Origin of the sequence: Pseudomonas mendocina, assembly GCA_037482215.1 — a bacterium.
Classification (GTDB): Bacteria; Pseudomonadota; Gammaproteobacteria; order Pseudomonadales; family Pseudomonadaceae; genus Aquipseudomonas; species Aquipseudomonas mendocina_E.
The window spans coordinates 3,448,848-3,472,868 of the sequence record CP148074.1 but is presented as its reverse complement, the minus strand read 5'-3'; the positions used below and the strand labels follow the sequence as shown (position 1 = coordinate 3,472,868).

General features: G+C 57.4%; 19 protein-coding genes. 7 read left to right on the top strand and 12 right to left on the bottom strand.

What is annotated here, in order from left to right; all coding sequences use genetic code 11:
- Positions 1-32: 32 nt before the first annotated feature.
- Positions 33-950, bottom strand: a complete 918-nt coding sequence (locus WG219_16265) for a LysR family transcriptional regulator (protein WXL24851.1) — start codon at positions 948-950, stop codon at positions 33-35.
- Between the two features lie 179 nt (positions 951-1,129).
- On the opposite strand from WG219_16265, the gene ycaC reads away from it, so the two are divergent.
- Positions 1,130-1,744, top strand: a complete 615-nt coding sequence (ycaC, locus tag WG219_16260; protein WXL24850.1) for an isochorismate family cysteine hydrolase YcaC — start codon at positions 1,130-1,132, stop codon at positions 1,742-1,744.
- Positions 1,745-1,807: 63 nt separating this feature from the next.
- Here the strand turns inward: ycaC and WG219_16255 are convergent, their stop codons facing one another.
- Entirely contained in the window at positions 1,808-3,643 is a 1,836-nt protein-coding gene (locus WG219_16255; GenBank protein WXL24849.1) for a sulfatase-like hydrolase/transferase, read from the bottom strand.
- A gap of 275 nt (positions 3,644-3,918) precedes the next feature.
- Between WG219_16255 and WG219_16250 the strand changes: the two genes are divergently transcribed.
- Positions 3,919-4,275 carry a GIY-YIG nuclease family protein gene (locus tag WG219_16250; GenBank protein ID WXL24848.1) on the top strand — a complete coding sequence of 119 codons (357 nt, stop codon included), beginning with the start codon at positions 3,919-3,921 and terminating at the stop codon, positions 4,273-4,275.
- A gap of 33 nt (positions 4,276-4,308) precedes the next feature.
- On the opposite strand, the gene yejK is transcribed toward WG219_16250, so the two are convergent.
- The 3 genes from yejK to yjeH all read right to left on the bottom strand — a co-directional run bounded on the left by yejK (position 4,309) and on the right by yjeH (position 8,062).
- Positions 4,309-5,316 carry a nucleoid-associated protein YejK gene (gene yejK / locus WG219_16245; protein WXL24847.1) on the bottom strand — a complete coding sequence of 336 codons (1,008 nt, stop codon included), beginning with the start codon at positions 5,314-5,316 and terminating at the stop codon, positions 4,309-4,311.
- 36 nt (positions 5,317-5,352) lie between these two features.
- Positions 5,353-6,687 (bottom strand): TAXI family TRAP transporter solute-binding subunit, encoded by a 1,335-nt coding sequence (locus WG219_16240; protein WXL24846.1) that lies wholly within the window; start codon positions 6,685-6,687, stop codon positions 5,353-5,355.
- A gap of 112 nt (positions 6,688-6,799) precedes the next feature.
- Positions 6,800-8,062 carry an L-methionine/branched-chain amino acid transporter gene (gene yjeH / locus WG219_16235; protein WXL24845.1) on the bottom strand — a complete coding sequence of 421 codons (1,263 nt, stop codon included), beginning with the start codon at positions 8,060-8,062 and terminating at the stop codon, positions 6,800-6,802.
- On the opposite strand from yjeH, the gene WG219_16230 reads away from it, so the two are divergent.
- The 5 genes from WG219_16230 (at position 8,061) to WG219_16210 (ending at position 15,121) form a co-directional block, all read left to right on the top strand.
- The gene (locus WG219_16230; protein WXL24844.1) at positions 8,061-8,189 is read left to right on the top strand and encodes a hypothetical protein; all 129 of its coding nucleotides are present in this window, start codon (positions 8,061-8,063) and stop codon (positions 8,187-8,189) included. The genes yjeH and WG219_16230 overlap by 2 nt on opposite strands.
- 8 nt (positions 8,190-8,197) lie before the next feature.
- Positions 8,198-8,617, top strand: coding sequence for an Lrp/AsnC family transcriptional regulator (locus tag WG219_16225; GenBank protein WXL24843.1), 420 nt, complete (start codon positions 8,198-8,200; stop codon positions 8,615-8,617).
- Between the two features lie 2 nt (positions 8,618-8,619).
- Positions 8,620-9,831: an exonuclease subunit SbcD gene (gene sbcD, locus WG219_16220; protein WXL24842.1), complete on the top strand. Its 1,212-nt coding sequence runs from the start codon at positions 8,620-8,622 to the stop codon at positions 9,829-9,831.
- Positions 9,828-13,256 (top strand): AAA family ATPase, encoded by a 3,429-nt coding sequence (locus WG219_16215; protein WXL24841.1) that lies wholly within the window; start codon positions 9,828-9,830, stop codon positions 13,254-13,256. Before sbcD ends, WG219_16215 begins: the two co-directional genes overlap by 4 nt.
- Positions 13,257-13,882: 626 nt before the next feature.
- Positions 13,883-15,121 (top strand): SLC13 family permease, encoded by a 1,239-nt coding sequence (locus tag WG219_16210; protein WXL24840.1) that lies wholly within the window; start codon positions 13,883-13,885, stop codon positions 15,119-15,121.
- On the opposite strand, the gene rlmF is transcribed toward WG219_16210, so the two are convergent.
- The 7 genes from rlmF to WG219_16175 form a co-directional block, all read right to left on the bottom strand.
- Entirely contained in the window at positions 15,122-16,117 is a 996-nt protein-coding gene (gene rlmF, locus WG219_16205; protein ID WXL24839.1) for a 23S rRNA (adenine(1618)-N(6))-methyltransferase RlmF, read from the bottom strand. It abuts the gene before it with no gap.
- A gap of 19 nt (positions 16,118-16,136) precedes the next feature.
- A complete protein-coding gene (locus tag WG219_16200; GenBank protein ID WXL24838.1) occupies positions 16,137-17,966 on the bottom strand; it encodes an SLC13 family permease in 1,830 nt (609 codons plus the stop codon).
- 31 nt (positions 17,967-17,997) lie between these two features.
- Entirely contained in the window at positions 17,998-18,294 is a 297-nt protein-coding gene (locus WG219_16195; GenBank protein WXL24837.1) for a winged helix-turn-helix domain-containing protein, read from the bottom strand.
- 72 nt (positions 18,295-18,366) lie between these two features.
- Positions 18,367-21,198, bottom strand: a complete 2,832-nt coding sequence (locus WG219_16190; protein WXL24836.1) for a valine--tRNA ligase — start codon at positions 21,196-21,198, stop codon at positions 18,367-18,369.
- A gap of 269 nt (positions 21,199-21,467) precedes the next feature.
- Positions 21,468-21,860, bottom strand: coding sequence for a DNA polymerase III subunit chi (locus WG219_16185; protein WXL24835.1), 393 nt, complete (start codon positions 21,858-21,860; stop codon positions 21,468-21,470).
- A 6-nt stretch (positions 21,861-21,866) separates the two neighbouring features.
- A complete protein-coding gene (locus tag WG219_16180; GenBank protein ID WXL24834.1) occupies positions 21,867-22,289 on the bottom strand; it encodes a DNA polymerase III subunit chi in 423 nt (140 codons plus the stop codon).
- A 143-nt stretch (positions 22,290-22,432) separates the two neighbouring features.
- Positions 22,433-23,923, bottom strand: a complete 1,491-nt coding sequence (locus WG219_16175; protein WXL24833.1) for a leucyl aminopeptidase — start codon at positions 23,921-23,923, stop codon at positions 22,433-22,435.
- Between the last annotated feature and the right edge of the window lie 98 nt (positions 23,924-24,021).

The window sequence follows — 24,021 nt, the reverse complement described above, 5'->3', positions numbered from 1 at the left end:
CTCGCTAAACACACACATTCAAAAGTTTGTTTTCATCGGCTGGGGGACCATGGGGCCGACATAAGACTCTGCTGAAGGAAATCGCAGAGTGCTAGCACCTTGCGAAGTGAGCGGCTGGAGCGAGGGTAAAGCGCGTATATCTTGTCATCTACAGGTCTGACACCCGGCTCCAGTGTAATCAGTGAGCCATTGGCCAGTTGTTGATGAATGATGAACTCTGGCAGCACGCTTAACCCCAGGCCTTGAACTGCCATATCCCGCATCACTTCTCCATTGTTGGTGGTAAAGCGCCCCTGCGGCGACAGGCTGACAAGCTCGTTGGGGTTATCTAATGAGTGAAAGGCCCATACCTGGCTGGCAGACACATTGCTGTACCCAATAATGGGGTGGTCAAGGATTTCTGCCGCGTTTAAAGGAACGCCGTGTTGTTCTGCATACGCGGGGCTGCAGCACAAATGCCGTGGGCTATTGGACAGTTCACGGGCGATCAATGCGCTGTCGCGGATACGTGATATACGCAGACACAAGTCGTAGCCTTCACGCTCAAAATCGGTGAGCCGATCGTCTAGCTGCAGGTTGATCTGTATACGCGGGTGCAGCTGCATGAACTCAGCCACCCGAGGGGCCAACCAGAGAGTACCCAAACTCATGGGCGCCAAAATTCGCATGCTGCCGCACAGGCCGCTGTCTGCAAAAGCCGCTGATTCGGCAGCTTCGCTGAGGTCGGCAATAGCCGCTTTGCTTTGCTTGTAGAACTGTCGACCGTTTTCAGTAGGGGTGACTTTGCGTGTAGAACGGTAGAGCAGATTAGCGTTGAGGCGCTTTTCTAAATCGCTCAGACGTTTGCTAACAACAGATTTGGATACGTTGATGTGCTCTGCAGCAAGGCTGACACTGCCGTGCTCGACAACCTGAATAAAGGTCTCTATTTCCTGAAGATCAAGTTTCATGGGTCTGACATTTCTGTAATTTCCATAAGAATAGCGATTTATAGTCCATTCATTGTTCGCTATTACAGAACAGTGATTTCGCTCACGCTCGGTGTGCAGATCGGAATGTGCCGACTAAGCTTTAGGACCGCTGTACGGATTTTTCTGTATGCGGTTTTGACATTCGATAGGAGATTCACATGTCTTTCACTTACAAGCGCCTGAACAAGGATGATGCGGTACTGCTGCTGGTTGACCACCAGGCAGGCTTGCTCTCACTGGTACGTGACTACACGCCAGATGAGTTCAAAAATAACGTTCTCGCGCTCGGGAACATCGGTAAGTTCTTTAACCTGCCGACTATTCTGACTACTAGCTTTGAAACTGGCCCTAATGGCCCGATCGTTCCAGAGCTGAAGGCCATGTTCCCAGACTCTCCGTACATCGCCCGCCCAGGCCAGATCAATGCTTGGGATAACGAAGACTTCGTTAACGCCATTAAGGCTACTGGCCGCAAGCAACTGATTATCGCGGGTGTGGTAACCGATGTGTGCGTGACCTTCCCAACCCTGTCTGCGCTTGAAGCAGGTTACGACGTATTCGTCGTTGTTGACGCTTCCGGGACATTCAACACCAGCGTGCGGGACGCTGCGCTGAACCGCATGTCCCAAGCGGGCGCTCAGCTGATGAACTTCTTCAGCGTAGGTTGCGAGCTGCATCGTGACTGGCGCAACGACATCGAAGGTTTCGGCGGTATTCTGGGCAGCCACCTGCCGGCATACTCCAACCTGATCCAGAGCTTCAACCAGAAGTAACTGAGTTGTTTGCCTGAGTGTTTGCAAGGGCCGCTGCTCCCGCTTGGGGGCCGCGGCCTTTTATTATTGGGCCAGAAAACCCCGCAGGGTACGCATCTGTTCCTGTATTTGCGGTAGATTCTTTTGCAGTACCTCATCTGTATTTTCCACTGGCTTATCGTCCGCGGAGGTGGCTTGCAGTGCATCAAAGCTACCGCTACTGAAGGGCAGAACCAGCTTGTATTGCTCAGTCATAAAGGCTAGCCGATCCCAGTCCCCAGCCAGCAGCGTGCGTCTTGGTTGCGGGTTGAACAGGCTGTAGCCAATCGAATATTGCTGTGCAGGGTTTTTCACGCCCAGCAGTGGCATCAGGGTTGGCAGCAGATCAACATGGCTGGTGCGCAAGGTCTCTTGATAAGGTGCGCGGCCCGGTACGGACAGTACAAGTGGGACTCGGATCTGTTCATCGACAAAGGTGGAGTTGTGGCCCCAACGGCCTTTTTCCATGAATTCCTCGCCGTGATCGCCGGTGATGATCACGATGGTGTTATCGAGAAGACCATTCTCTTTCAAGTGCTTAGTCACGCGACTGAGCTGGCTGTCCAGGTGATGTACCGCGTTGATGTAGCGCTTGTGGATGCCACCGATATCCCGTTCCAGTTTCATGCTGGCGTAACTGAAGTCGGGCAGGTAGTCCGGCTCTATGACTGACTCCGGTGGGAAGTCGTAATTGGCGTGAGGCGACTCGAAAAACATGAAGGTCATAAACGGCTTGGCGGGATCGCGTTGGTCGATAAACTCCAGCAGCCGCTCTACGTTGCGGCGGTCGCGCTGCCAGGTCGGACCTTTGTCGTCTGTAAACATCTGGTCACGAGGAACGTTGACGAACAGAGTCTTGTCGAATTCCGGGTAGGTGAAGCGCGCACTGGTGAACAGCCTTATTTGGTAGTCCTGCTCTTGCAGGGCGCTGATCAGCGGACTGCCGATACGGGCATCTAACACGGGGAACCAGAGGTTAGCTGCCAACCCATAGAACTGCGAGAACATGCCGATGCGGGTACCGTTACCTCCAGAATAATGCCGGGTGTAATGCTGGGCATTCTGAGCAAAGGCATAGGTTTGCGGCATCACGCTTGGGCTGAGGCTGTCGGCCCGCCAGGATTCGGCCACCAGCCAGACCAGATTTAGCGGTTTGCTCGGTGCCTCAATCTTCAGCGACTCCTGCGGGTAACGCAGTCGACCTTTTAGCTCGGTGCCATCGACTTCCAGACGCTGAGGACGTTCGAGTCCGAGTTGTTGCTCAAGTATCCGGCGCATGGTCAGCGGTTGGTAGAACGGGGTGCGCTGGGCGTTTTCCAGCACCGGGCTGTAACCATAGAAGTGGCTGATGCTGTAGCTGAAGCGCTCGCCAAGGGTAGCCAGGAAAAACAGGGGGATGACCCAGGCCATCCGCGCAAGCGGTATGCGTAAGCGAGCGATAAAGGAGGATACGAACAGCAACAGGCTTTGCAGGAGCAAGATGCCAATAACCAGCAGGGCGACATCCCGCTCGGTTGAGGCAGAGGCTCCTAGAGCAGCCAGCCCTCCAGGGGTGGTCAGGATATTCCAGACGAATCCGTTGATGTGAAAGCCATACAACTGCCAGAGTAGGGAGTCGCCATACAAGGCCAGGTGAACAAACGTTGCTAGAACGACTGCCAGTACGGGAGCGACTTTCGGTATCCGTTTTAGCGCCAGCCTACACACCAGCCAAGGCAAGGCAATGAACATCAGAGCATAACTGCCGATCAGCACGAGTTGGTAGAACAATAGCCAGGATGGGCTCTGCAGATCGTAGAAACGCCCTAGGTTGAGGGCTGTCAGCAACCAGGTGATTGACCAATAGGCGCTGTAGGGGCGCAGAGCTCTTGAGTGAAGCATATGGGGTTTCCAAACAGGCACGCAGGCAGATGCCTTCAGTGCAATCCATGGCAAAGGTATGCAGGTACGGTAGATGAGCCGTGAGCAACTTGGCAACGCCGATAGGCAGTGACTAATCTGGCACCAGATGTCTAATAAGCCGATAGACTCTAGTACGTGTATCGTGATGGGCAAAGGCTTGTTGGCAACAATTGTGAGTCAGTAGCCGACAATCCCACAGATCGGCTTTATTCGGCCTCTGTTAAGATCGCCGTAACTTTCTTTCATCATTGCCCATGTCTGACAAAAGCCCCCCTCAAACAGCTATTGCCCCCGCTCCCTGGTTTGTTTATCTGGTGCGCGCCGCCAATGGCGCACTTTACTGTGGCATCAGTGATGATCCCCACAAACGTTTTGCCAAGCATCAGAGTGGTAAGGGCGCCCGTTTCTTTCATTCCAGCCCAGCAGTAGCCCTGGTGTATATCGAGCAATGCTCAACAAAGGGTGATGCGTTGCGTCGAGAGCGGGCGATTAAGGCGCTGAAAAAAACTGCTAAAGAGGTGTTGGTGCACGACTGGCAGTCGGGGACTATGGCTGATACCCGAGAGTGCGTAGTACGCAGACATAAAGAGTCTGATGTGCAGTTACAGTGAGGGCCGCTGTCTAAGCTGCCCCCACCGTATGAGTCAGCCTTTGCGCCGTTTAAGTTGATCCACCAGCTGCGTAGGCAGGTTGTGGATTACCAACGTGCCGCTGTCTTCATTGAACTCGATTTTGGAGCCCAGCAGGTGGGCTTCAAAGCTGATCGACAGGCCTTCAGCACGACCCGTGAAGCGTTGGAACTGGCTGATGGTGCGTTTGTCAGCCGGGATTTCAGGCGACAGACCATAATCTTTGTTACGGATATGGTCGTAGAACGCTTTAGGGCGATCCTCATCAATCAAGCCTGACAGTTCTTCCAGGGTAATTGGCTCGCCCTGTTTGGCTTGGCTGGTAGCATAGCTGACCAACGTTTTGGTCTTGTCCCGTGCCTGTTCTTCAGGCAGGTCTTCACTCTCGACGAAATCGCTGAAGGCTTTGAGCAGGGTACGTGTTTCGCCGGGGCCGTCTACGCCTTCTTGGCAGCCGATAAAGTCGCGGAAGTACTCCGAAACTTTCTTGCCGTTTTTGCCTTTGATGAAGGAAATGTACTGCTTGGAGTTAGCGTTATTGCGCCACTCGGAAATGTTGATGCGTGCAGCCAAATGCAGCTGTCCCAAGTCCAAGTGTTTGGCAGGGGTGACATCCAGCGAGTCATTCACTGCAACACCTTCGCTGTGGTGCAGCAGGGCAATGGCCAGGTAGTCGGTCATGCCTTGCTGATAGTGAGCAAAGAGGACGTGTCCACCTGCTGACAGGTTGGATTCCTCCATCAGCTTTTGCAGTTGCTCCACGGCCTGGCGGGTGAACGCGGTGAAGTCCTGGCTCTCATCCAAGTAGGCCTTTAGCCAGCCACTGAATGGGAAGGCCGCTGACTCCTCATGAAAGAAGCCCCAGGCCTTGCCCTGTTTGGCGTTGTAGCTCTCATTAAGGTCAGCGAGCATGTTCTCGATGGCCTGGGAGGGTTCAAGTTCAGTGTCCCGGGCGTGCAGAACGGCCGGGCTGCCGTCTGGCTTCTTGTCGATCAGGTGAACAATGCAATGGCGGATCGGCATAGCGGTCTCGTGATGCGTGAACAGAAAGGCAGCATGTTACCCGACCTGACCTTGTTCAGTCGTGCGTTGCTTATGGGCAATCAGCCTGTCGATCATGTAACGCAGGTGCATATGCAGTTCGTACAGTTCGCTGGAGTAAGACAGCGGCACTTCGACCTGCGCCAGTTCATCCTCAAGTCGTTCCAGACGGGCGATTTCTTCGTCCAGCGAGCAACTCAGTCGGCCTTTGTACAGTTGCTGGTCGATTTCCCGCAGATGTTTGTACCAACGGTAAATACGTGCACGGATACGCCATTGGTAGATCGGCCCGATGGCTTTGAACAGGGGGAAGAGCAAGACCAGCAGCGGGATTGCCAGAATGATGTAGCGGTCTGCCAATGATGCAATGCGGAACGGCAAGTAGCGTTGCAGGATGGGCAGGCCCTTGTCGTAGTAATAGGTAGTCTCGCTTAACATGTTGAGCGAGCGAGTAGGGCGAGCGGGATAGTCACCCGCCGGATCAAGCAGGCTGCCTTGCTCCAGAACCGTTCGTGCAGCCTCCAAAATTAGAGGGGTTAAGGACGGATGGAAGGATTCTCCTGAGACCATTGTAGCGACCGGCCCTAGGGTGACGATGTCTTCAGCTGGGACGTTACTGGCCATGTTGAGCATGCCTTCGCTGACGTCAACTTTGCTCAGGTATGGCAAGCGGGCCAGATAGGCATCCGTGCGGCGCAAGCTCACGAGTTTTACTGCCGGATTGGCAGCCAAACGCTGAATGAGGTGGTTTTCGGCAGGGCCGATAAAGAAGGCAGCATCCAGCTTGCCTTCGAGCAGAGCGTCAGCCGCCTTGCCTCCGCCCACTTGTTCCCAGCTTTTGGGGTATTGCTCACCCTTAATGCCGTTTGCCTCAAATAGAGCAGCCGTCACCGCTAAGGTGCCACTGTTTGCTGAGCCGATGCCTAGGCGCAGTGCGCTCAGGTCGGAAAACTGCTCGTATTTTTGATCTTTGGCGATAAACAGCCACAACGGCTCTTTATACATCACGCCCATGCCCGTCAGGTTTTCCTGCTGTTGCGCTGTCAGCGTTAGTTCCTGGCCGCTCTGAACCATTGCCAGCTCGACCTCGTCATCGAGCAGTTTTTGTAAATTCTGCTGCGACCCAGAACTGGTCACCAGCTCAAGTTCAAATCCGTGCGTGGCCAGTTCGGTTTGGAGTTTGCGGGCAAACGCGTGGTATCCACCTGTTTCCGAGCCTGTTGCCATACGGGCATGCATGGGCGGTGGTGGGGCTACGAAATAGAACAGGGCTCCAATAAGCCCGGCCAGTACCGGTACGATCCACAGGTTCGCGAGGATGAGGATTTTCAGATCGTTGAGAATACGGCGCATAGTTAGTCCTTTTGAATGCCTTCACAAAGCATAGCGGCAATACAGCAAGGATTGGACTTCAAGTTGTATTTCGCAGGGGACTGCATTGAAAATTGTCTTGGTGAATGATCAGCTAGCTCTTGATTGACCACCCTTCGACGGGGTGCCGCAACAAATCTAACACCCCTAGTGTTGCCCAAAGCAACAGCGCATAGCTCACATCCCAGCCCAGCATAAGTACGACCAGGGAGCACAGCAGCGTGCTGAATGCCGCCAGATGCCTTGCATAACCGCGTAGCAGCACCCAGCCTGCGGCCATGCTGAACAGGTAGATCAAGACAAAGTTGCCGTTGGCGTAGCGGATCAGGTCATCCACCGTTAGCGCCAGCCCATGCGCCAAGCTGGCGCATAGAGCGCACACCGCAATCACTAACAACAGCGCACGGGCGGGCACACCATGGCGGTTACGGCTGGCCAGTGCATTCGGCAACTTGCCTTCATCTGCCAGGCTCCAGATCAGTCGGGCAAAACCCTGGATGTAGACGTTCATCGAGGCGAAACAGGCCAGGTAGCCGATCAGTGCGGCAAGGATGTGTGCCTTCTCGCCAAACAGACGTGACAGCATCAACGGCATTGAGCCAGAGTCAGTTTGCACATTGCCATAAGCATTCAGACTCAGCACTGCTACGGAGCAAGCCCAGTACACCAGTCCAGCTAGCAATACACCGAACAGCAGTGCCAGAGGGAAATCCCTCCTTGGATTTTTGAACTCTTCGCCCAGATGGGTAAAGGCCTCGATACCGACAAAGCACCAAAACATCACCCCCAGTGCCACTGGCAGCAAATGCCAAGAGCCACTGATTGAAGGAACCAGCGCCTGTTGGCTTCTGGGCAGGTCAGCCTTCCACCAAATCAGTGCCACCGTCAGGATGATCGCTACCGCAATCACCCCCTGAATCAGCCCAGAAGCTTTAGCCGGGCGCTGCCCCAAGATCAGCATCGCCCCCAGCGTGCCTAGTTGGATCAACAGGTTTTCTGTCGAGTTAAGACCAAACAGGTTCTGCCAGAAGCCACTGGCAATACTCAACGCGGCCGGCAGCCCCACAGGGATCACCGCCAGAAACAGCAGGGCGCTCAGCCGCTCCATGCGTGGACCGAAGGCGCGACCAATCAGGTGCGGCGCACCGCCTGCATGGGGGAACTGTCGGCCAAGCTGAGCGAAGGTGAAGGCCACCGGCAAGACCAGTGCGATCAGCAGCATCCACGCCCACAATGACGCCTCACCGGCAGCGGTTGCAGCCAGTGCCGGGATGACAAAAATACCGGTGCCCAGCAACGACGTGCTGAGCAGGCCGACGCCCTGCAACAGGCTCAGCTCCTGATTAAGACGACTCATGATGTATGCTCTGGAAATTTGCCGGATAGCCTACGGCCAAGTGCCTGATAAGGCTTCTGCCGAAGCGTCGGCGTTGGCCGGCAAAGTGACGGATTTCGCCGTCATTCTGGCAGGCATCACTATTTGAGAGAAACCGTGGATAAGTTTGATCAGCAGATCCTCGCCTTATTGCGTACCGATGCGCGAATGGCCGTTAGCCAGATCGCCCGGGAAGTAAACCTTTCCCGCTCAGCCGTCAGCGAGCGTATCCGTCAGTTGGAGCAGAGCGGCATTATCAAAGGCTATCAGGCTCAGGTTGTGCTGCCGGGCGATGCCGGGATCAAGGCCTATCTGGAACTGTTCTATACAGGTGCGTATTGCGAAGAAAACGTTGCCCGCATGCGCGCGTTTCCCGAGATCATCCGCTGCAGCGGTATCAGCGGTGAGACCGACATGCTGGTCTACCTCGAAACCCAGACCATGCAGCGCCTGAGTGAAATCCGCGAGGCCATCGAAGGCTTTCCCGGCATGCAGAAAGTTAAGACACATATGGTGGTCAAAGATTGGGTGATGTAAGCATGCGCATTCTGCATACCTCCGACTGGCACCTTGGCCAGCACTTTATGGGCAAGACCCGTCAGGCCGAACATCAGGCCTTCTGCGCTTGGCTGATTGAGCAGGTGCGTGCACATCAGGTCGATGCCTTGCTGATCGCAGGCGACATATTCGACACCGGCGCGCCGCCGAGTTATGCCCGCGAGCAATACAACCGCTTTATTGTCGAGCTGCGTAGCACGGACTGTGAGCTGGTGGTGCTGGGCGGTAACCACGACTCCGTGGCCATGCTCGGTGAGAGCCGCAGCCTGCTGGCCGAGTTGGGCACGCGGGTGATTCCCGGTGTGTGTGAAGACCTGCATGAGCAGGTGCTGGTGCTGAAACAACGCAATGGCCAACCGGGCGCGGTGCTGTGCGGCATCCCCTTTATTCGCCCGCGTGATGTGCTGCTCAGCCAGGCCGGGCAGAGTGCTGAAGACAAGCAGCAGTCCCTGCAACAGGCAATTCAACAGCACTACCAAACCCTCTACGGATTGGCCGAAGCCAAGTGCACTGAATTGGGTGGCAACCTGCCGATTATCGCTACCGGCCACCTGACCACCGTAGGCGCCAGCGCCAGTGACTCCGTGCGGGAGATCTATGTGGGCAGCCTTGAAGCATTCCCCACCAGCGCCTTTCCGCCTGCTGCCTATGTCGCTTTGGGGCATATCCACCGCCCGCAAAAGGTCGGCGGCCTTGAACATATCCGCTACAGCGGCTCGCCGATCCCATTGAGCTTCGATGAAGCCCGCCAGCAGAAAGAAGTGCTGCTGGTGGAGTGCTCTGGTAGTGCTTTGCAGTCCGTTATCGCATTGCCGGTGCCATGCTTTCAGCCGCTGCTCAGCCTGCGTGGCTCGTTGGCCGAGCTGGGCCAGCAGATAAAAGAAATAGCTAAGAAGGGCACTGCCGAACAGCCTGTGTGGCTGGAAGTGTTGGTCGCCACTGATGATTACCTCAGCGATCTGCAAACCCGCATCGCTATATTGTGCGAAGGCTTGCCGGTGGAAGTGCTGAGGGTTCGACGAGAGCGTGGTAACGCCGCTACCAGCCTCAGCAGTCAGGCGCGGGAAACGCTGGACGAACTGACCGTAGATGAAGTCTTCGCCCGCCGTTTACAGCAAGAAGAGCTGGAGCCGGACGAGCAGGCGCGTTTGCAGCAGATGTACCGTGATGTAGTGGGGGCGCTGCAAGCATGAAAATCCTCAGCCTGCGCTTAAAAAACCTCAATTCCCTCAAGGGTGAGTGGAAGGTCGACTTCACCGCCGAGCCGTTCAAGGACAACGGTCTGTTCGCCATCACCGGGCCGACTGGTGCGGGCAAGACCACGCTGCTGGATGCCATCTGCCTGGCGCTGTACCACCGCACACCACGGATGAACACCCTATCAGCCAACAGCAACGAACTGATGACCCGGCACACAGCGGACTGCTTAGCTGAGGTTGAGTTTGAAGTGAAGGGTGTCGGTTACCGTGCCTTCTGGAGCCAGCGCCGGGCTCGGGACAAAGTCGACGGAGCCTTGCAAGCGCCAAAAGTTGAGCTGGCGCTGATCGCTGATGGCAGCATCCTCACTGACAAGATCAACGACAAACTCAAGCAGACCGAGCAACTGACTGGGCTGGATTTCGAGCGCTTTACCAAATCCATGCTGCTCGCCCAAGGTGGTTTTGCCGCGTTTCTTGAAGCCAACGCCAACCAGCGTGCCGAGCTTCTGGAAGAGCTGACCGGCACCGATATTTACGGGCAGATATCCCAGCGCGTGTTTGAGCAAACCCGCGAAGCTAAGAGCGAGTTGGATCAACTGCGCGCACGCGCCGAAGGCGTCGAGCTGCTGAGCGAAGAACAGCGGCAGGTTCTTCAAACCGAAGCAACTGAGCTGGCATCCAGCGAGGCCCAGTTCAATCAACAGAACGCTGACTTGCAACGGCAACGCCAATGGCGCGGAGACATGGATAAAGTGCAGGCCCAGCTGGCTGCTGTCGTTCAAGTTGAGCAGAGCGCTGAGGCCGAGTTGCAGGCCGCACAAGTACAACTCAATCGACTGGCCAGCAGCGAACCGGCGCAAGCCCTGCAACCTTTGCATCAGGCATTGCAACAAGCACAGCAGGCCCTGACGCAGACTGAACAGGCTATCAATCACAACAGCCGCGAAGTGCAGCAGGTCGAAGAGCAGATCGCCGCCTCAACCTGGCAGGCCCTGCAAGCCAGTTTGGCCTTACTGGGCCAGACACAAACCGCCTACACTCACTTGGCCGAACAGTTGCAACAAGTGCAGACCCGCCTGACCGAACAGCCTCAACACGCCCAGTTGGGCGAGCAATTAGGTGGTTGGCGTGAGCAGATCAAAGCTCGCGCTGAACTGCGGCAGGTTGTTGCCCAAGCGCAATCTGAGCAACAGTCGGCTCAGCACGCCATCAGCGACTGGCAAGCCAAACTCGATCAGCAGCAACAGCAGGTGCTGGCTGGCCAGCAGCAAGTTGAATCAACCGGTAAGCAGGAAAAAGCGGCCGCTAAGGCGCTGAATGACGTGCTCAACGGTCAGAGCGAGTCCGGCCTGCGCGAGGACTGGCAGCGTTTGCTCCAGCAGCGTGGCGTGTTGGAGCAACTCGCCGAGTTGGCGGCCAGTCGTCTGCGTCAGCACACAGAGTTAGCGCAGTTGCAGGCCAGTGCTGACAGCCTCAGTGAGCAGCAACAACTTAAAAGCAGTGAAGTCGAACAACTGCGCGAAGCCTACAAAGACCTGAAAGAGCAGGTCCGCTCTCAGGAAAAACTGCTCGAACAGGAGCAGCGAATCCAGCAGCTGGAAGCACACCGCGCCCAGTTGCAGCCCGGCGAGGCCTGCCCGTTGTGCGGCTCCCACGAGCATCCGGCGATTGAGGCGTATCAGGCGCTTGATGTGTCTTCCACGCAAAACCTGTTGCAGCGCAAGCGTGTTGAGCTTGAGTCTCTCACTGAAAAAGGCCAGCAACTGGCGACCGAACTGAGTGGTGTCAAAGCCCGTCTGGAACAGCAGCAACAGCAGATTCAACGTTCGCAGCAGACCGCATCCGAGCAGGATTCGCGCTGGCACAAACTGAATACTCAACTGCAAACACCCGTGGCCGATGCATCCGAGCTAGTTGCACGTCAGCAGCAGCTTGTGCAGGAGCAGCAGGCGTTGGAGCTGCGTCTGAAACAGCTGGATCACTGCAAATCCTCATATGATCAGGCCCGCCAGCAGCATCAGGTTGCGCTTAGCCAATCGGCACAGCATGCCAGTGAGCTGGCCCTGACCCGGCAGAATCTACAAAGCGCCAATGAGCGATTCAGTAAGGCTCAGGCTGATCTTGCCCAGCAACAACAGCGGGCGCTTGAGCAGGAACAGCACCTGCAACAGTCCTTACAGGCCTTTGGCTACGAACTGCCGGAAGACGGTGAGCGCTGGCTGGCAGAGCGTCAGGCGCAATGGCACAGCTGGCAGCAGGCACAACAGCAGGTTCAGCAACTGCAACAAGCTTTAAGCGATCTGAAACATCAACTGCAGGCTGCTGAGCAGCAACAGCAACATTGGCAGACTCGCTGGGCTGCATTGGAGCTGGCGGAGCGATCTGTGTTGGCATTTGCCTCAGATGTGCTTGAGCAATTACAGCAGGCTGAGCAGCAGGTTGAAGATGTACTGCGCACGCAGCAGGCACTCGCCGGAAGCCGCCAGACTTTGCTGGGACGTGAGGTGGAAGAACAAAGGCGCATGCAACAAGCGCAGCAGGCTTGGGCGAACGCCTTGGTACAGAGTCCGTTTGCTACGGAGGCAGACTATCTGGCCGCGTTACTCAGCGCAGAAGAACGGGCCAGCCTGCAACAACTGCAACAGCGTTTGCACAAGGCTGTCAGCGATGCACAGGCGCTGCGGCAATCGGCACAGCAGCAACTGAACGCCTTACAAGCGTCTCCGGCGACCGATTACAGCGCTGAACAACTGGATCAGCAGCTTGCTGGTTTGGCCGAACAACTGCGGCAGATCAGCCAGCGTCAGGGTGAAATCCGCGCTCAACTCAGCGGAGACGATGCCCGCCGCGCCGGTCAGCAAAGCCTGTTTGCGGCGATTGAGCAGAAGCAGGCGGATTACGATATCTGGCAAAAGCTCAACAGCCTGATCGGCTCGGCGGATGGTGCCAAGTTCCGCAAGTTCGCTCAGGGTTTGACGCTGGATCATCTGGTCTATCTGGCCAACCAGCAGCTGGTACGCTTGCATGGCCGCTATCAGCTACGACGTAAGAGCGGCGGCGAGTTGGAGCTGGAAGTGGTCGATACCTGGCAGGCCGATGCCGCCCGTGATACGCGCACCTTATCTGGCGGCGAGAGCTTCCTGGTGAGTCTGGCGCTGGCGTTGGCACTGTCCGATCTGGTCAGCCACAAAACCAGCATCGACTCGCTGTTCCTCGACGAAGGCTTCGGCACCCTCGACGGTGAAACCCTCGAAGTCGCGTTGGATGCGCTGGATAGCCTCAACGCCAGCGGCAAAATGATCGGCGTCATCAGTCACGTCGAAGCCCTTAAAGAGCGGATACCGGTGCAACTAAAAGTCAGCAAAAGCGTCGGCATGGGCTACAGCCAGCTGGATAAACGCTTTGCGGTAACAGGGTAGGTGGCCGCTATGGTGGATAAGCCTTCGGCCTTATCCACCCTACAAACCCTATGCGTTCGGTAGGGTGGTATAAGCCTGCGGAGCAGGTTATCCACCGAGCGACCGAGAGCCGTTCACCACTCGTAATGACAGCACCACTTGAACTCACTTAACACTCTAGTTTCGGCATGTTCGGCCATGAGTAGAGATCTTGCGAAAGGGTTTCGCCCTTCACGGGCGAGTTTCTTTTGTCAATCGCCACAAAAGAAACCAAAAAGTCTTGCCCCTGCATCCGGCCCTGCGCTTCGCTGCGGGTTCGTGCCTAGAATCACCGCTCCAGAGGCACGCAGCGAAGGGCCATCCATGGCCCATCGCTGCTCTCGCGGCTTCCATGCCGCTCAACCTCTTTCGCAGCAATTCTGGTCAGCCTCCTGAAGGGGCACAGGATGTCGCGCGCACTATCTGCGAACGGCTCAAGTATTTGTTTGTAAATACATGGCTTATGGTCGACTCAGGTTGGGGTGGGTGATGATCGTACTGATCGCGGGTTAGAGCACGAACGAATTTATTGCCTAACCTGTTTCCCATATCCCACTCTGGGATTAGAGTGCTGCCTCGCTCAATATCCTTACACAGGAACCCGCTCCATGGCCGTTTGGGTCATTTCCATTCTGTTTGTTCTCACTTATTTGGGCATGGCTGCCGGTGGCATCCGTGGCTTGCGCATTGACCGCAGCTGGATTGCCGGTGGGGCAGCGGTGTTGTTGCTGTTTAGCGGTGCGATTACGCCTGCGCAGGCAGCGGAGCATCTGGATGCCGGGGCTCTGCTGCTGTTGCTGGCGCTGATGCTGATCTCGGCGCAGTTCGACTTCTCTGGTGTGTATGCCTGGCTTAACCAGCGCCTGAATCATTGGCCGGACCGGCCCAACGTGCTGCTTTTGGGCGTGGTCGCGCTGGGCGGTGTGCTGTCGGCGATTCTGGTTAATGACATCGTCGCCTTCGCCTTAACACCGCTGCTGTGTCACAGTCTGCTGGCGCGCAAGCTGGATCCGCGCCCGTTTCTGCTGGCCTTGGCGTTGGCCTGTAATGCGGGGTCGTCAGCGAGCCTGATTGGTAATCCTCAGAACATCCTGATTGGTCAGGCTGGTGGCTTGGACTTCTGGTCATACACATGGATCGCCGGGCCGCCTGCTTTGGCTGCACTGGCGATTACCTATGCGGTGATTTGGCTGCAATGGCACAAGCGCTGGGGAGTGGCCGAGCCGCTGGTGCAGACTGAAGCCTCGCCTGAGCAGGTGTATGGCGCTCGCAGTTACCTTAAGCCGTTGCTGGCGAGTGTGGCGCTGCTGGCGCTGTTCTCCACCAGTATTCCCCGTGAATATTCGGCGCTGATGATTGCCGTGCTGGTGATGATCTCGCGTCGGGTCGACAGTCGTGACTATGTCCAGCAGGTCGACTGGAACCTGCTGCTGCTGTTCGCCGGTCTGTTTGTGGTGTCCGGTGCCGCCTTGAGCTTGCCGCAAGTGGCGGGTCTTGCCGGTACGCTGAGTGATATTGGGCTGCTGCCGCAGGGCGCTGTTTCGCTCGCGTCGCTGTCACTGCTCGCCGGTAACCTGATCGGCAATGTGCCCTTCGTTATTCTGCTGCTGGGCGTGATGCCGGATATCAGCGAGGGCATGTTGGTGGGTCTAGGGATTATGTCGACCCTGGCGGGCAACCTGCTGATTATTGGCAGTGTGGTTAACCTGATCGTCGCCGAAAGCGCCCGCCGCCAGGGCGTGCAACTGGGCTTTATCGACTACGCCCGCAGCGGTGTGCCGGTGACCATACTGAGCATGCTCGTCGCCGGACTGTGGCTGGTGCTGGGCGGTTGGATGGGCTGGTAATCAGCCCCAGCGCTCTCGTCGCCACTGCTGGCGCTGTTCATCGGTCTGGAAAGTCCAGGCAACAAAGCGGCTCTGCTTTTGTCCCTGGGCCATGCCGACGGTTTTAACTTGTAATGCCCCCGCCTTTTTTAACGCGCTATACACGCCGGGCAAGTTGCCGGATTTTGAGATCAGGCTGCTGAACCACAGCACTTGTTGACCCACCTGCGCGCTTTCTGCCACCAGCTTGCTGACGAATGCAGCTTCACCACCTTTGCACCACAGCTCAGCCGCTTGGCCGCCAAAGTTCAGCACCGGCAGTTTGCGTTTGGGATCGAGTTTGCCGAGGTTCTTCCATTTGCGTTTGCTGCCGCTGCTGGCCTCATCGGCACTGGCATGGAAGGGCGGGTTGCACAGGGTTACGTCGATGCGCTCGTCGCTGTGCAGCAGGCCGGTGAAGATGTGGTTGCTGTCGGTCTGTTGGCGCAGTTCGATGACATCCGCCAAGCCGGGGTTGGATTGAACGATGGCTTTGGCTGAGGCAATCGCGCTGGCGGCGATATCCGAGCCGAGAAAGCGCCAGCCGTATTCGCGGTTACCCAGCAGTGGGTAAATGCAGTTGGCTCCCACGCCAATATCCAGTGCCTGAATCCGTGGGCCTTTGGGCAGGTTGCCGCCGTTGTCTTCAGCCAGCAGGTCGGCCAGATAGTGCAGATAATCTGCCCGGCCCGGAATTGGCGGGCACAGGTAATCTGCCGGAATATCCCAGTGCTGAATGCCATAGAACTGCCGCAGTAGAGCGAGGTTGAAGACTTTAACCGCATCCGGGTTGGCAAAGTCGATGCTCTCTTTACCGTACGGGTTGATGATCACGAATTCAGCCAGCTCGGGGCTTTTACGGATCAATGCCGGAAAATCGTAACGGCCCTGATGGCGATTGCGCGGGTGCAGCTGGCCTTTACCTTCATCGTTCTTGGCTGGGGCGGGCTTGCGGGATGTTTTAGGAGGATGGGCCATAGGGAGTTATCTACAGAAATCAGAGTGGGAACAACCACGGCACCAGTATTACGCAGACCAGCATCACCAGAATGGTGAAGGGCACGCCCACGCGCACGAAATCACCAAAACGGTATTGGCCGGGGCCGAGCACCAGAGTGTTCACCGGGGATGAAATGGGGGTCATAAACGCGGCCGATGCGGCCAGCGCTACGGTAATGGCAAAGGGCAGCGGCGAAGCGTCCAACGCTTGCGCGGTAGCAATGGCGACCGGCGCCATGAGCACGGCCGTGGCGGTGTTGGAGATAAACAGGCCGATCACCGCAGTCAGGGCAAACAGGCAGCCCAGCATCAGGTGCGGTGAAGCATCGCCGAGGCTGCTGACTAGCGCTTGCACGGCCAGATCGACGCCACCGGTTTTCTGCAGCGCTTGGGCAAAGGGCAACATTCCGACAATCAGAATCAGCGTTGGCCAGTGGATCGCCTTGTACGCGCTTTCCAGATCAATGCAGCGGAACGCGCCCATCAGCAGGCAGGCAATCAGTGCCGCTTGTACGTTGGGCACAACGCCAGACACCATCAGGCCGATCATCACCGCTAGACACAGCAGGGCATACGGTGCCTTACGTGCTGCTGGCGCTACTTCCGCGACTTCAGCGGGCAGGCTCAGGACCAAATAGTCGCGGCTGCGGCCTTGCAGGCGGTGGATGTCCTCCCAGTTACCGGTGACCAACAGGGTGTCTGAGGCCCGCAGTTTTTCATCCACCAGCACGCCCTCAAGGGCTTGGCCATGGCGGCGGATGCCGACGACGTTGAGTTTGTGTGTGGAGCGAAAAGCGATTTCCTGAATGGTCTTGCCCGGCAGCTCTGACTCCGGCGACAGTGCCACTTCAGCCAGCCCAAGTTCGTGGGCATGCAGGCTGAAATAGGAGTTGGGCATGGCGCGGGGCTCAAGGCCCAACTGTTGATAAGCGCCCAGCAGGGCGATGCTCGGGCTGGCGATATCTACGAGCAATACGTCACCGGCCTCCAGCACTGTGTTGCCGGTGGCGACTAACAACAGCGTGCGCAGGCGTTGGCGACGCTCAACTGCAATCACGTTGATGCCGTACTCGCGGCGCAGCTCCAATTCGTTGAGCTTCTGATTGATCAGCGGCGAGTTGGGCTTCAGGCTCAGGCGCCGTTCCCGTTCGGTCAGGCGGTAACGGTCGGCCATGTCGAACAGGGTCATCTGCGGAATCTGATCGTCACGTCTTTCTGCGCGCTCGCCCAGCCAGCGCCGGGCCACCAGCATGTAGCCTAAGCCCACAACCAGAACAGCCAGGCCGATCGGTGTGAAGGAGAAGAAATCGAAGCCTTCCAGCCCGGCGCGACGCAGCTCAGCGTGCACCACCAGGTTAGGTGGCGTTGCGACGAGCGTGAGCATGCCGCTGATCAGCCCGGCGAAGGCCAGCGGCATCATCAGGCGAGCGGGGGAAATGCGCAGGCGGGCGGCGACGCCCAGCACCACGGGAATGAAAATGGCGACCACGCCAGTGGAACTCATCACCGAGCCCAGGCCTGCAACGGCCAGCATCAACAGCACGATCAAGCGGGTTTCACTGCTGCCTGCTTTATCTACAAGCCAGTCGCCCAGCCGGTAGGCAATCCCGGTTCTTACCAGCCCTTCGCCGATAACGAACAGTGCCGCAATCAGAATGACGTTGGCGTCGCTAAAACCTGCCAGGACCTCCGCCGTGCTCAGTACGCCTGTCAGGGGCAGGGCGACCAGAACCAGCAGAGCCACCACATCCATACGCGGTTTGTTCAGTACAAACAGGCTGACAGCGACTAACAGCAAGCCCAATACACTGAGCAGTTCGATGTTCATGCAGTGTCCTTAAGTCGGCAACGTCGCAGGCTTATGGATAGCCCAGCAGGTTTTTGATCTCAGCCACATGTGCTGCGACCCATTCGCGGTTAATCGGGCCCCAATCGCTGATCTGGTAATGCCCAGCGTTGTTGCGTTCACCCGCTTCCTGCTGGAACTCGCAGTGAATATCCAGCTCGCCCAGTGCCAGCAAGGTGTCCTGCGCGGTGCGACGCGGCATGCCTGTGGCGTCCATCAATGCGGGCACGCTGGTCGCGGTGCCGCTGTCGATCAGCCAGGCCACGTACAGGCGGCGGTAAAAGCTGGTTTTGGTTTTACTGACTTCCATCACGTCTCCTGAGTTGTTCGGCCTGGCTGTTATGAATAGAACAAGGCCCGCTAATCAGCGGGCCTTGGGAGTTTACAGGCTGGCGATCTTGCCGCGCTGCTCCACCATCTTGCCGAGGGCCAGTTCGGCTTCGGCCAGTTTGGCGCGTTCCTTCTCCAGCACCTCAGCCGGTGCTTTGGCGACGAAGCCTTCGTTGCTGAGCTTGCCGCCGACGCGCTTCACTTCGCCGTCGAGGCGAGCGATTTCTTTGTCGAGGCGAGCCAGTTCGGCGTCTTTGTCGATCAGCCCGGCCATCGGTACCAGCACTTCCATCTCGCCAACCAGTGCGGTGGCGGACATCGGCGCTTCTTCACCGGCTTCCAACACGCGCACCGACTCCAGCTTGGCCAGCTTATTCAGCAGCGGCAGGTTGTCGGCCAAGCGGCGACGGTCTTCGTCGTTGGCGTTGGAGAGGATGATGTCGATGCGCTTGGCCATGGAGATTTTCATCTCGCCACGGATCTGGCGCAGGCCCAGCATCAGTTGCTTGACCCACTCGATATCGCCTTCAGCAGCGGCGTCGATGCGCTCTTCGTTCGCCACCGGCCAGGCTTGCAGCATGATGGTGTCACCACTGACGCCAGCCTGCGCTTTGATGCGCTGCCAGATTTCTTCAGTGATAAACGGCATAAACGGATGGGCCAGACGCAGCGCCACTTCCAGCACGCGGATCAGGGTGCGACGGGTGCCGCGCTGACGCTCGATCGGCGCGTTCTCGTCCCACAGCACCGGCTTCACCAGTTCCAGGTACCAAGCGCAGTACTCGTCCCAGATGAACTCGTACAGGGCTTGGGCGGCCATGTCGAAGCGGAAGGCATCGAGATGGCGGGTGACGTCGGCTTCAGTGCGTTGCAGGGCGGAGATGATCCAGCGGTCCACCGAGGACAGCTCAACCGGCTCGCCATTAACGCCCGTGTCTTGGCCATCGGTGTTTTCGATGACGAAGTTGGCGGCGTTCCAGATCTTGTTGCAGAAGTTGCGGTAACCCTCAACGCGCCCCATGTCGAACTTGATGTCACGGCCAGTGGAGGCCAGCGCCAAGTTGGTGAAGCGCAGGGCGTCGGTACCGTAGGCGGCGATGCCTTCGGGGAACTCGGCGCGGGTTTGCTTGGCGATCTTCTCGGCCAGCTTCGGTTGCATCATGCCGCTGGTGCGCTTGGCCACGAGGGATTCGAGGTCGATGCCGTCGACGATATCCAGCGGGTCAAGCACGTTGCCCTTGGACTTGGACATCTTCTGGCCCTGACCGTCGCGCACCAGACCGTGTACGTAAACGGTCTTGAACGGAATCTGTCCGGTCAGGTGGGTGGACATCATGATCATCCGGGCAACCCAGAAGAAGATGATGTCGAAGCCGGTCACCAGCACGTCAGTCGGGTGGAAGGTTTTGAGGAAGTCGGTCTGCTGCGGCCAGCCCAGTGTGGAGAACGTCCACAGGCCCGAGCTGAACCAGGTGTCGAGGACGTCTTCGTCCTGACGCAGGTTGGCGTCGCCCAGGTTGTGCTTGGCACGTACTTCGGCTTCATCGCGGCCTACATATACGTTACCGGCGTCGTCGTACCAAGCTGGGATGCGATGGCCCCACCACAGCTGACGGCTGATGCACCAGTCCTGGATGTCGCGCATCCAGCTGAAGTACATGTTTTCGTATTGCTTAGGTACGAACTGGATTTCACCGCTCTCAACTACGGCGATGGCTTTTTCAGCCAGCGGTTTGGTGGAGACGTACCACTGATCGGTCAGCCACGGCTCGATCACGGTGCCGGAACGGTCGCCTTTCGGCACTTTCAGGGCGTGGTCTTCAATTTTTTCCAGCAGGCCAGCAGCGTCGAAGTCAGCCACGATTTGCTTACGGGCTTCGAAGCGATCCAGACCGGCGTATTTAGCAGGCAGGCTGCCGTCCACATCCGGGTTTACGCTGCCGTCGAGGTTGAACACCTGAGCGGTGGCCAGCACGGCGGCGTCTTTGTCGAAGATGTTGATCAGCGGCAGGTTGTGGCGCTTGCCGACTTCGTAGTCGTTGAAGTCGTGGGCTGGGGTGATTTTCACGCAGCCGGTGCCAAACTCTGGGTCGCAGTAGTCGTCGCCGATGATTGGGATGCGGCGGCCCACCAGCGGCAATTCTACAAAGCTGCCAATCAGCGCTTTATAACGCTCATCTTCCGGGTGCACGGCTACGGCGCTGTCGCCGAGCATGGTTTCCGGGCGGGTGGTGGCAACGATCAGGTAATCCTTGCCGTCAGCGGTTTTCTTGCCGTCGGCCAGCGGATAGCGCAGGTTCCACAGGCTGCCTTTCTCGTCGTGGTTTTCCACTTCAAGGTCAGAAATGGCCGTGTGGAATTTGGTGTCCCAGTTAACCAGGCGCTTGCCACGGTAGATCAGGCCGTCTTCGTGCAGGCGCACAAAAGCTTCTTTCACTGCGTCGGACAGGCCTTCGTCCATGGTGAAACGCTCGCGGGACCAGTCCACGGAGCTGCCCAGACGGCGGATTTGACGGGTGATGGTGCCACCGGACTGCTCTTTCCATTCCCAGACTTTTTCCAGGAATTTTTCGCGGCCCAGGTCATGACGGCCAATGCCTTCAGCGGCCAGTTGGCGCTCAACCACCATTTGCGTGGCGATACCGGCATGGTCGGTGCCCGGCTGCCACAGGGTGTTGCGACCCTGCATGCGGCGGAAACGGATCAGCGCGTCCATGATCGAGTTATTAAAGCCATGGCCCATGTGCAGGCTGCCGGTGACGTTCGGCGGCGGGATCATGATGGTGTAAGGCTCGCCCGAACCCTGCGGGGCGAAGTAGTTGTTCGCTTCCCAGTTCTGGTACAGGGCAGTTTCAATGGCGTGCGGCTGGTAGGTCTTGTCCATCGCGGCGGGACCCTTATGACGGCTAATCGGAAAAACCGAGGATTATAGCGGGGAAGGGGCCGCTGGCGTAAGGCTAAAGGCATCAAGTTAGATTGATGGTGTTGCGTGATCGGTTTGATCCGTTGCGCTTGCCTTTTGATAGGGCTGCTTTAGCCGCGAAGCCTCTGTTGGTGGTGCAGCTGTGAAATCGCTTTCGCGGTTAAACCGCTCCTACAGGGCACTTCATGGCGCAAGCGCGCTTTGCTTCCGCTTCAAGGCCCGGCGCGGCTTCAGCGGCGGGGCGGTAACAGGCGGGGCAGGCGGGCTTCGAGGCGGCGTTTAAGCTCGGCTTCAATCTGCGGCACGTAATCGTCGATAACATCCTGCAGGATCAACTGTGCAGCGGCGCGCAGCTCAAGGTCCAAGCGAGTCAGCTCACTGTCCCGGCTAATGCTTTGTGCCACGGTTTCGCGCAGGGACTGCACGGTCTGCGGCACGGTGACTTGAGGGGGCGGTACGTCAGCATGGGGTGTAACGATATCCGACAGCACAGGGATGCTGTCCGGATCGAGCGAGTCCACCAGTAACGGCGGCTCTAACTCCTGATCGCCCAGCAGTTCGCGGATCGACTCAAGGTCGTTCAGCAGTTGTGCGGGCTTTTGCGGTGGTTTTGGAATGTCCATGGCGTATTACTGGAGTTCGACTCGTTTTGGATCATAGCCGCGCTGACGGTAAGTGCGGAAATTCTCCCGGCAGGCGGTTAATAACTCGGGTTGCTGATTGACGATTTCGATAACCCGGCTGAAGTGATCAACCTGTGGTGACAGGTTACTGGCCAAGTTAATCAGCACCCCTGATGGGTGTGAGGGCGCTTGATCCAGGCCGATCACAACAGGCGCGCTGTTGTTGTCTTCATACTGACTGTGGGGCAGGAAACAATCTTTTCTGAAGTGCCACAGCAGCTCGTCCAACACATTGCACTCGTCTTCACCGCTGGCGCGCAGGAATACGTTAAATCCGGCTCGCCAGGCTTTCATGGCCAGGTTGCAAGCCACACGCTGGCGTTCAGCGAGGGTGTCGCTGGCAAGTACGTAGAATTCAATCCGGGGCATGTTGTTTAGCGATTCGTCAAAGCATAGAAGGCCAGGCAGTCAGTCTGGTGCCTGGCCTGAGTGTCGCGAGGGCAACACACCGGGCAACAGCCAGAAGCAGGCTGGGCTGCATTCTAGGCTGTTTTTCATCCCGTGGCCGCTATTTATGCGTTGCTGCGGTCCAGCAAGTACTGGGTCAGCATCGGAACCGGACGACCGGTAGCGCCTTTGTCCTTGCCGCCGCTGATCCAGGCAGTACCTGCGATATCCAAGTGAGCCCAGTTGTAAGCCTTGGCAAAACGGGACAGGAAGCAACCTGCCGTGATGGTGCCGGCTTTCGGGCCACCAATATTGGCGATATCGGCAAACGGGCTGTCCAGTTGTTCCTGATATTCGTCAAACAGAGGCAGTTGCCAGGCGCGGTCGTCCGCGGTCTGTCCGGCCTTAACGATTTGCTGGGTCAGTTCGTCGTTATTGCCCATCAGGCCAGAAACGTTGCTGCCCAGCGCAACGATGCAGGCCCCGGTAAGGGTCGCGATGTCGATGACCGCTTGCGGCTTAAAGCGTTCGGCGTAAGTCAGCGTGTCGCACAGCACCAGACGGCCTTCGGCGTCAGTGTTGAGGATTTCCACGGTCTGGCCGCTCATGGTGGTGACGATGTCGCCCGGACGGGTCGCCCGGCCGCTTGGCATGTTTTCGGCGCAGGCCAGCAGGCACACCAGGTTGATGGGCAGTTGCAGCTCCAGTACCGCTTTGAGGGTGCCGAATACACTGGCTGCACCGCACATGTCGTACTTCATTTCGTCCATGCCGGCAGACGGCTTGATGCTGATGCCGCCGGTGTCGAAGGTGATGCCTTTACCGACCAATGCGTAGGGCTGATCGGTTTTTTTGCCGCCTTGATAGTTGAGGACGATCATGCGTGGCGGCTGTTCGCTGCCTTGGGCAACGGCGAGGAACGCACCGGCACCAAGGGCCTTCAGCTTCTTCTCGTCGAGGATTTCGACCTTCAGGTTTTTGTAAGCCTTGCCCAGCGCTTTAGCTTCTTCAGCGAGGTAGCTCGGGTGGCAGAGGTTTGGTGGCAGGTTGCCGAGGTCTTTGGTGAAGGCCATGCCTTTAACAATGGCTTGGGCGTGGGTCTTGCCGCGCTCGGCATCACTCACGCCTGCTTTGGCAGTCAGCAGTGTGATTTTCTTAAGGGCACTGGCGTCAGCTTTTTTGCTTTTGAAACGATCAAAGCAGTAGGTGGCATCAGCCAGAGTTTCTACAGTCAGACGTGTTTTGCTGTAGACGTCACGGTTTTTGACCTGGATTTCATCCAATGCCAGCACCGCGTCTGTGCCACCCAGGTTTTTTAGGCTGCTATAAACAGAAGTGAGCAATTTACGCAGTTGGCGGTCAGAGAGTTCAGCCTCTTTGCCGGTACCAACCAGCAGAACGCGATCGGCCTTGAGGCCGGCCAGCGAATGAAGCAGTAAAGATTGGCCCAGTTTACCGTCGAGGTCGCCGCGCTTGAGCAGTGCAGAGATTGCACCTGAGCTGGCAGTGTCGAGCGCTTTAGCGGCTTCACTCAGTTTGCGGCCTTCGGCTACAGGAACGACCAGCGTGGCAGTTTTAAGGGTTTGTGGCGCAGCACTTTTAACAAAAAATTCCATTATGTGGTGTCCCCAAGACAACGAGTCGCTATTGCAGGATAATAGCCAGCTAATTTAGATGGTTCGTCCTTTGGACGAGCCGGTAAGCAGTGCGGCTA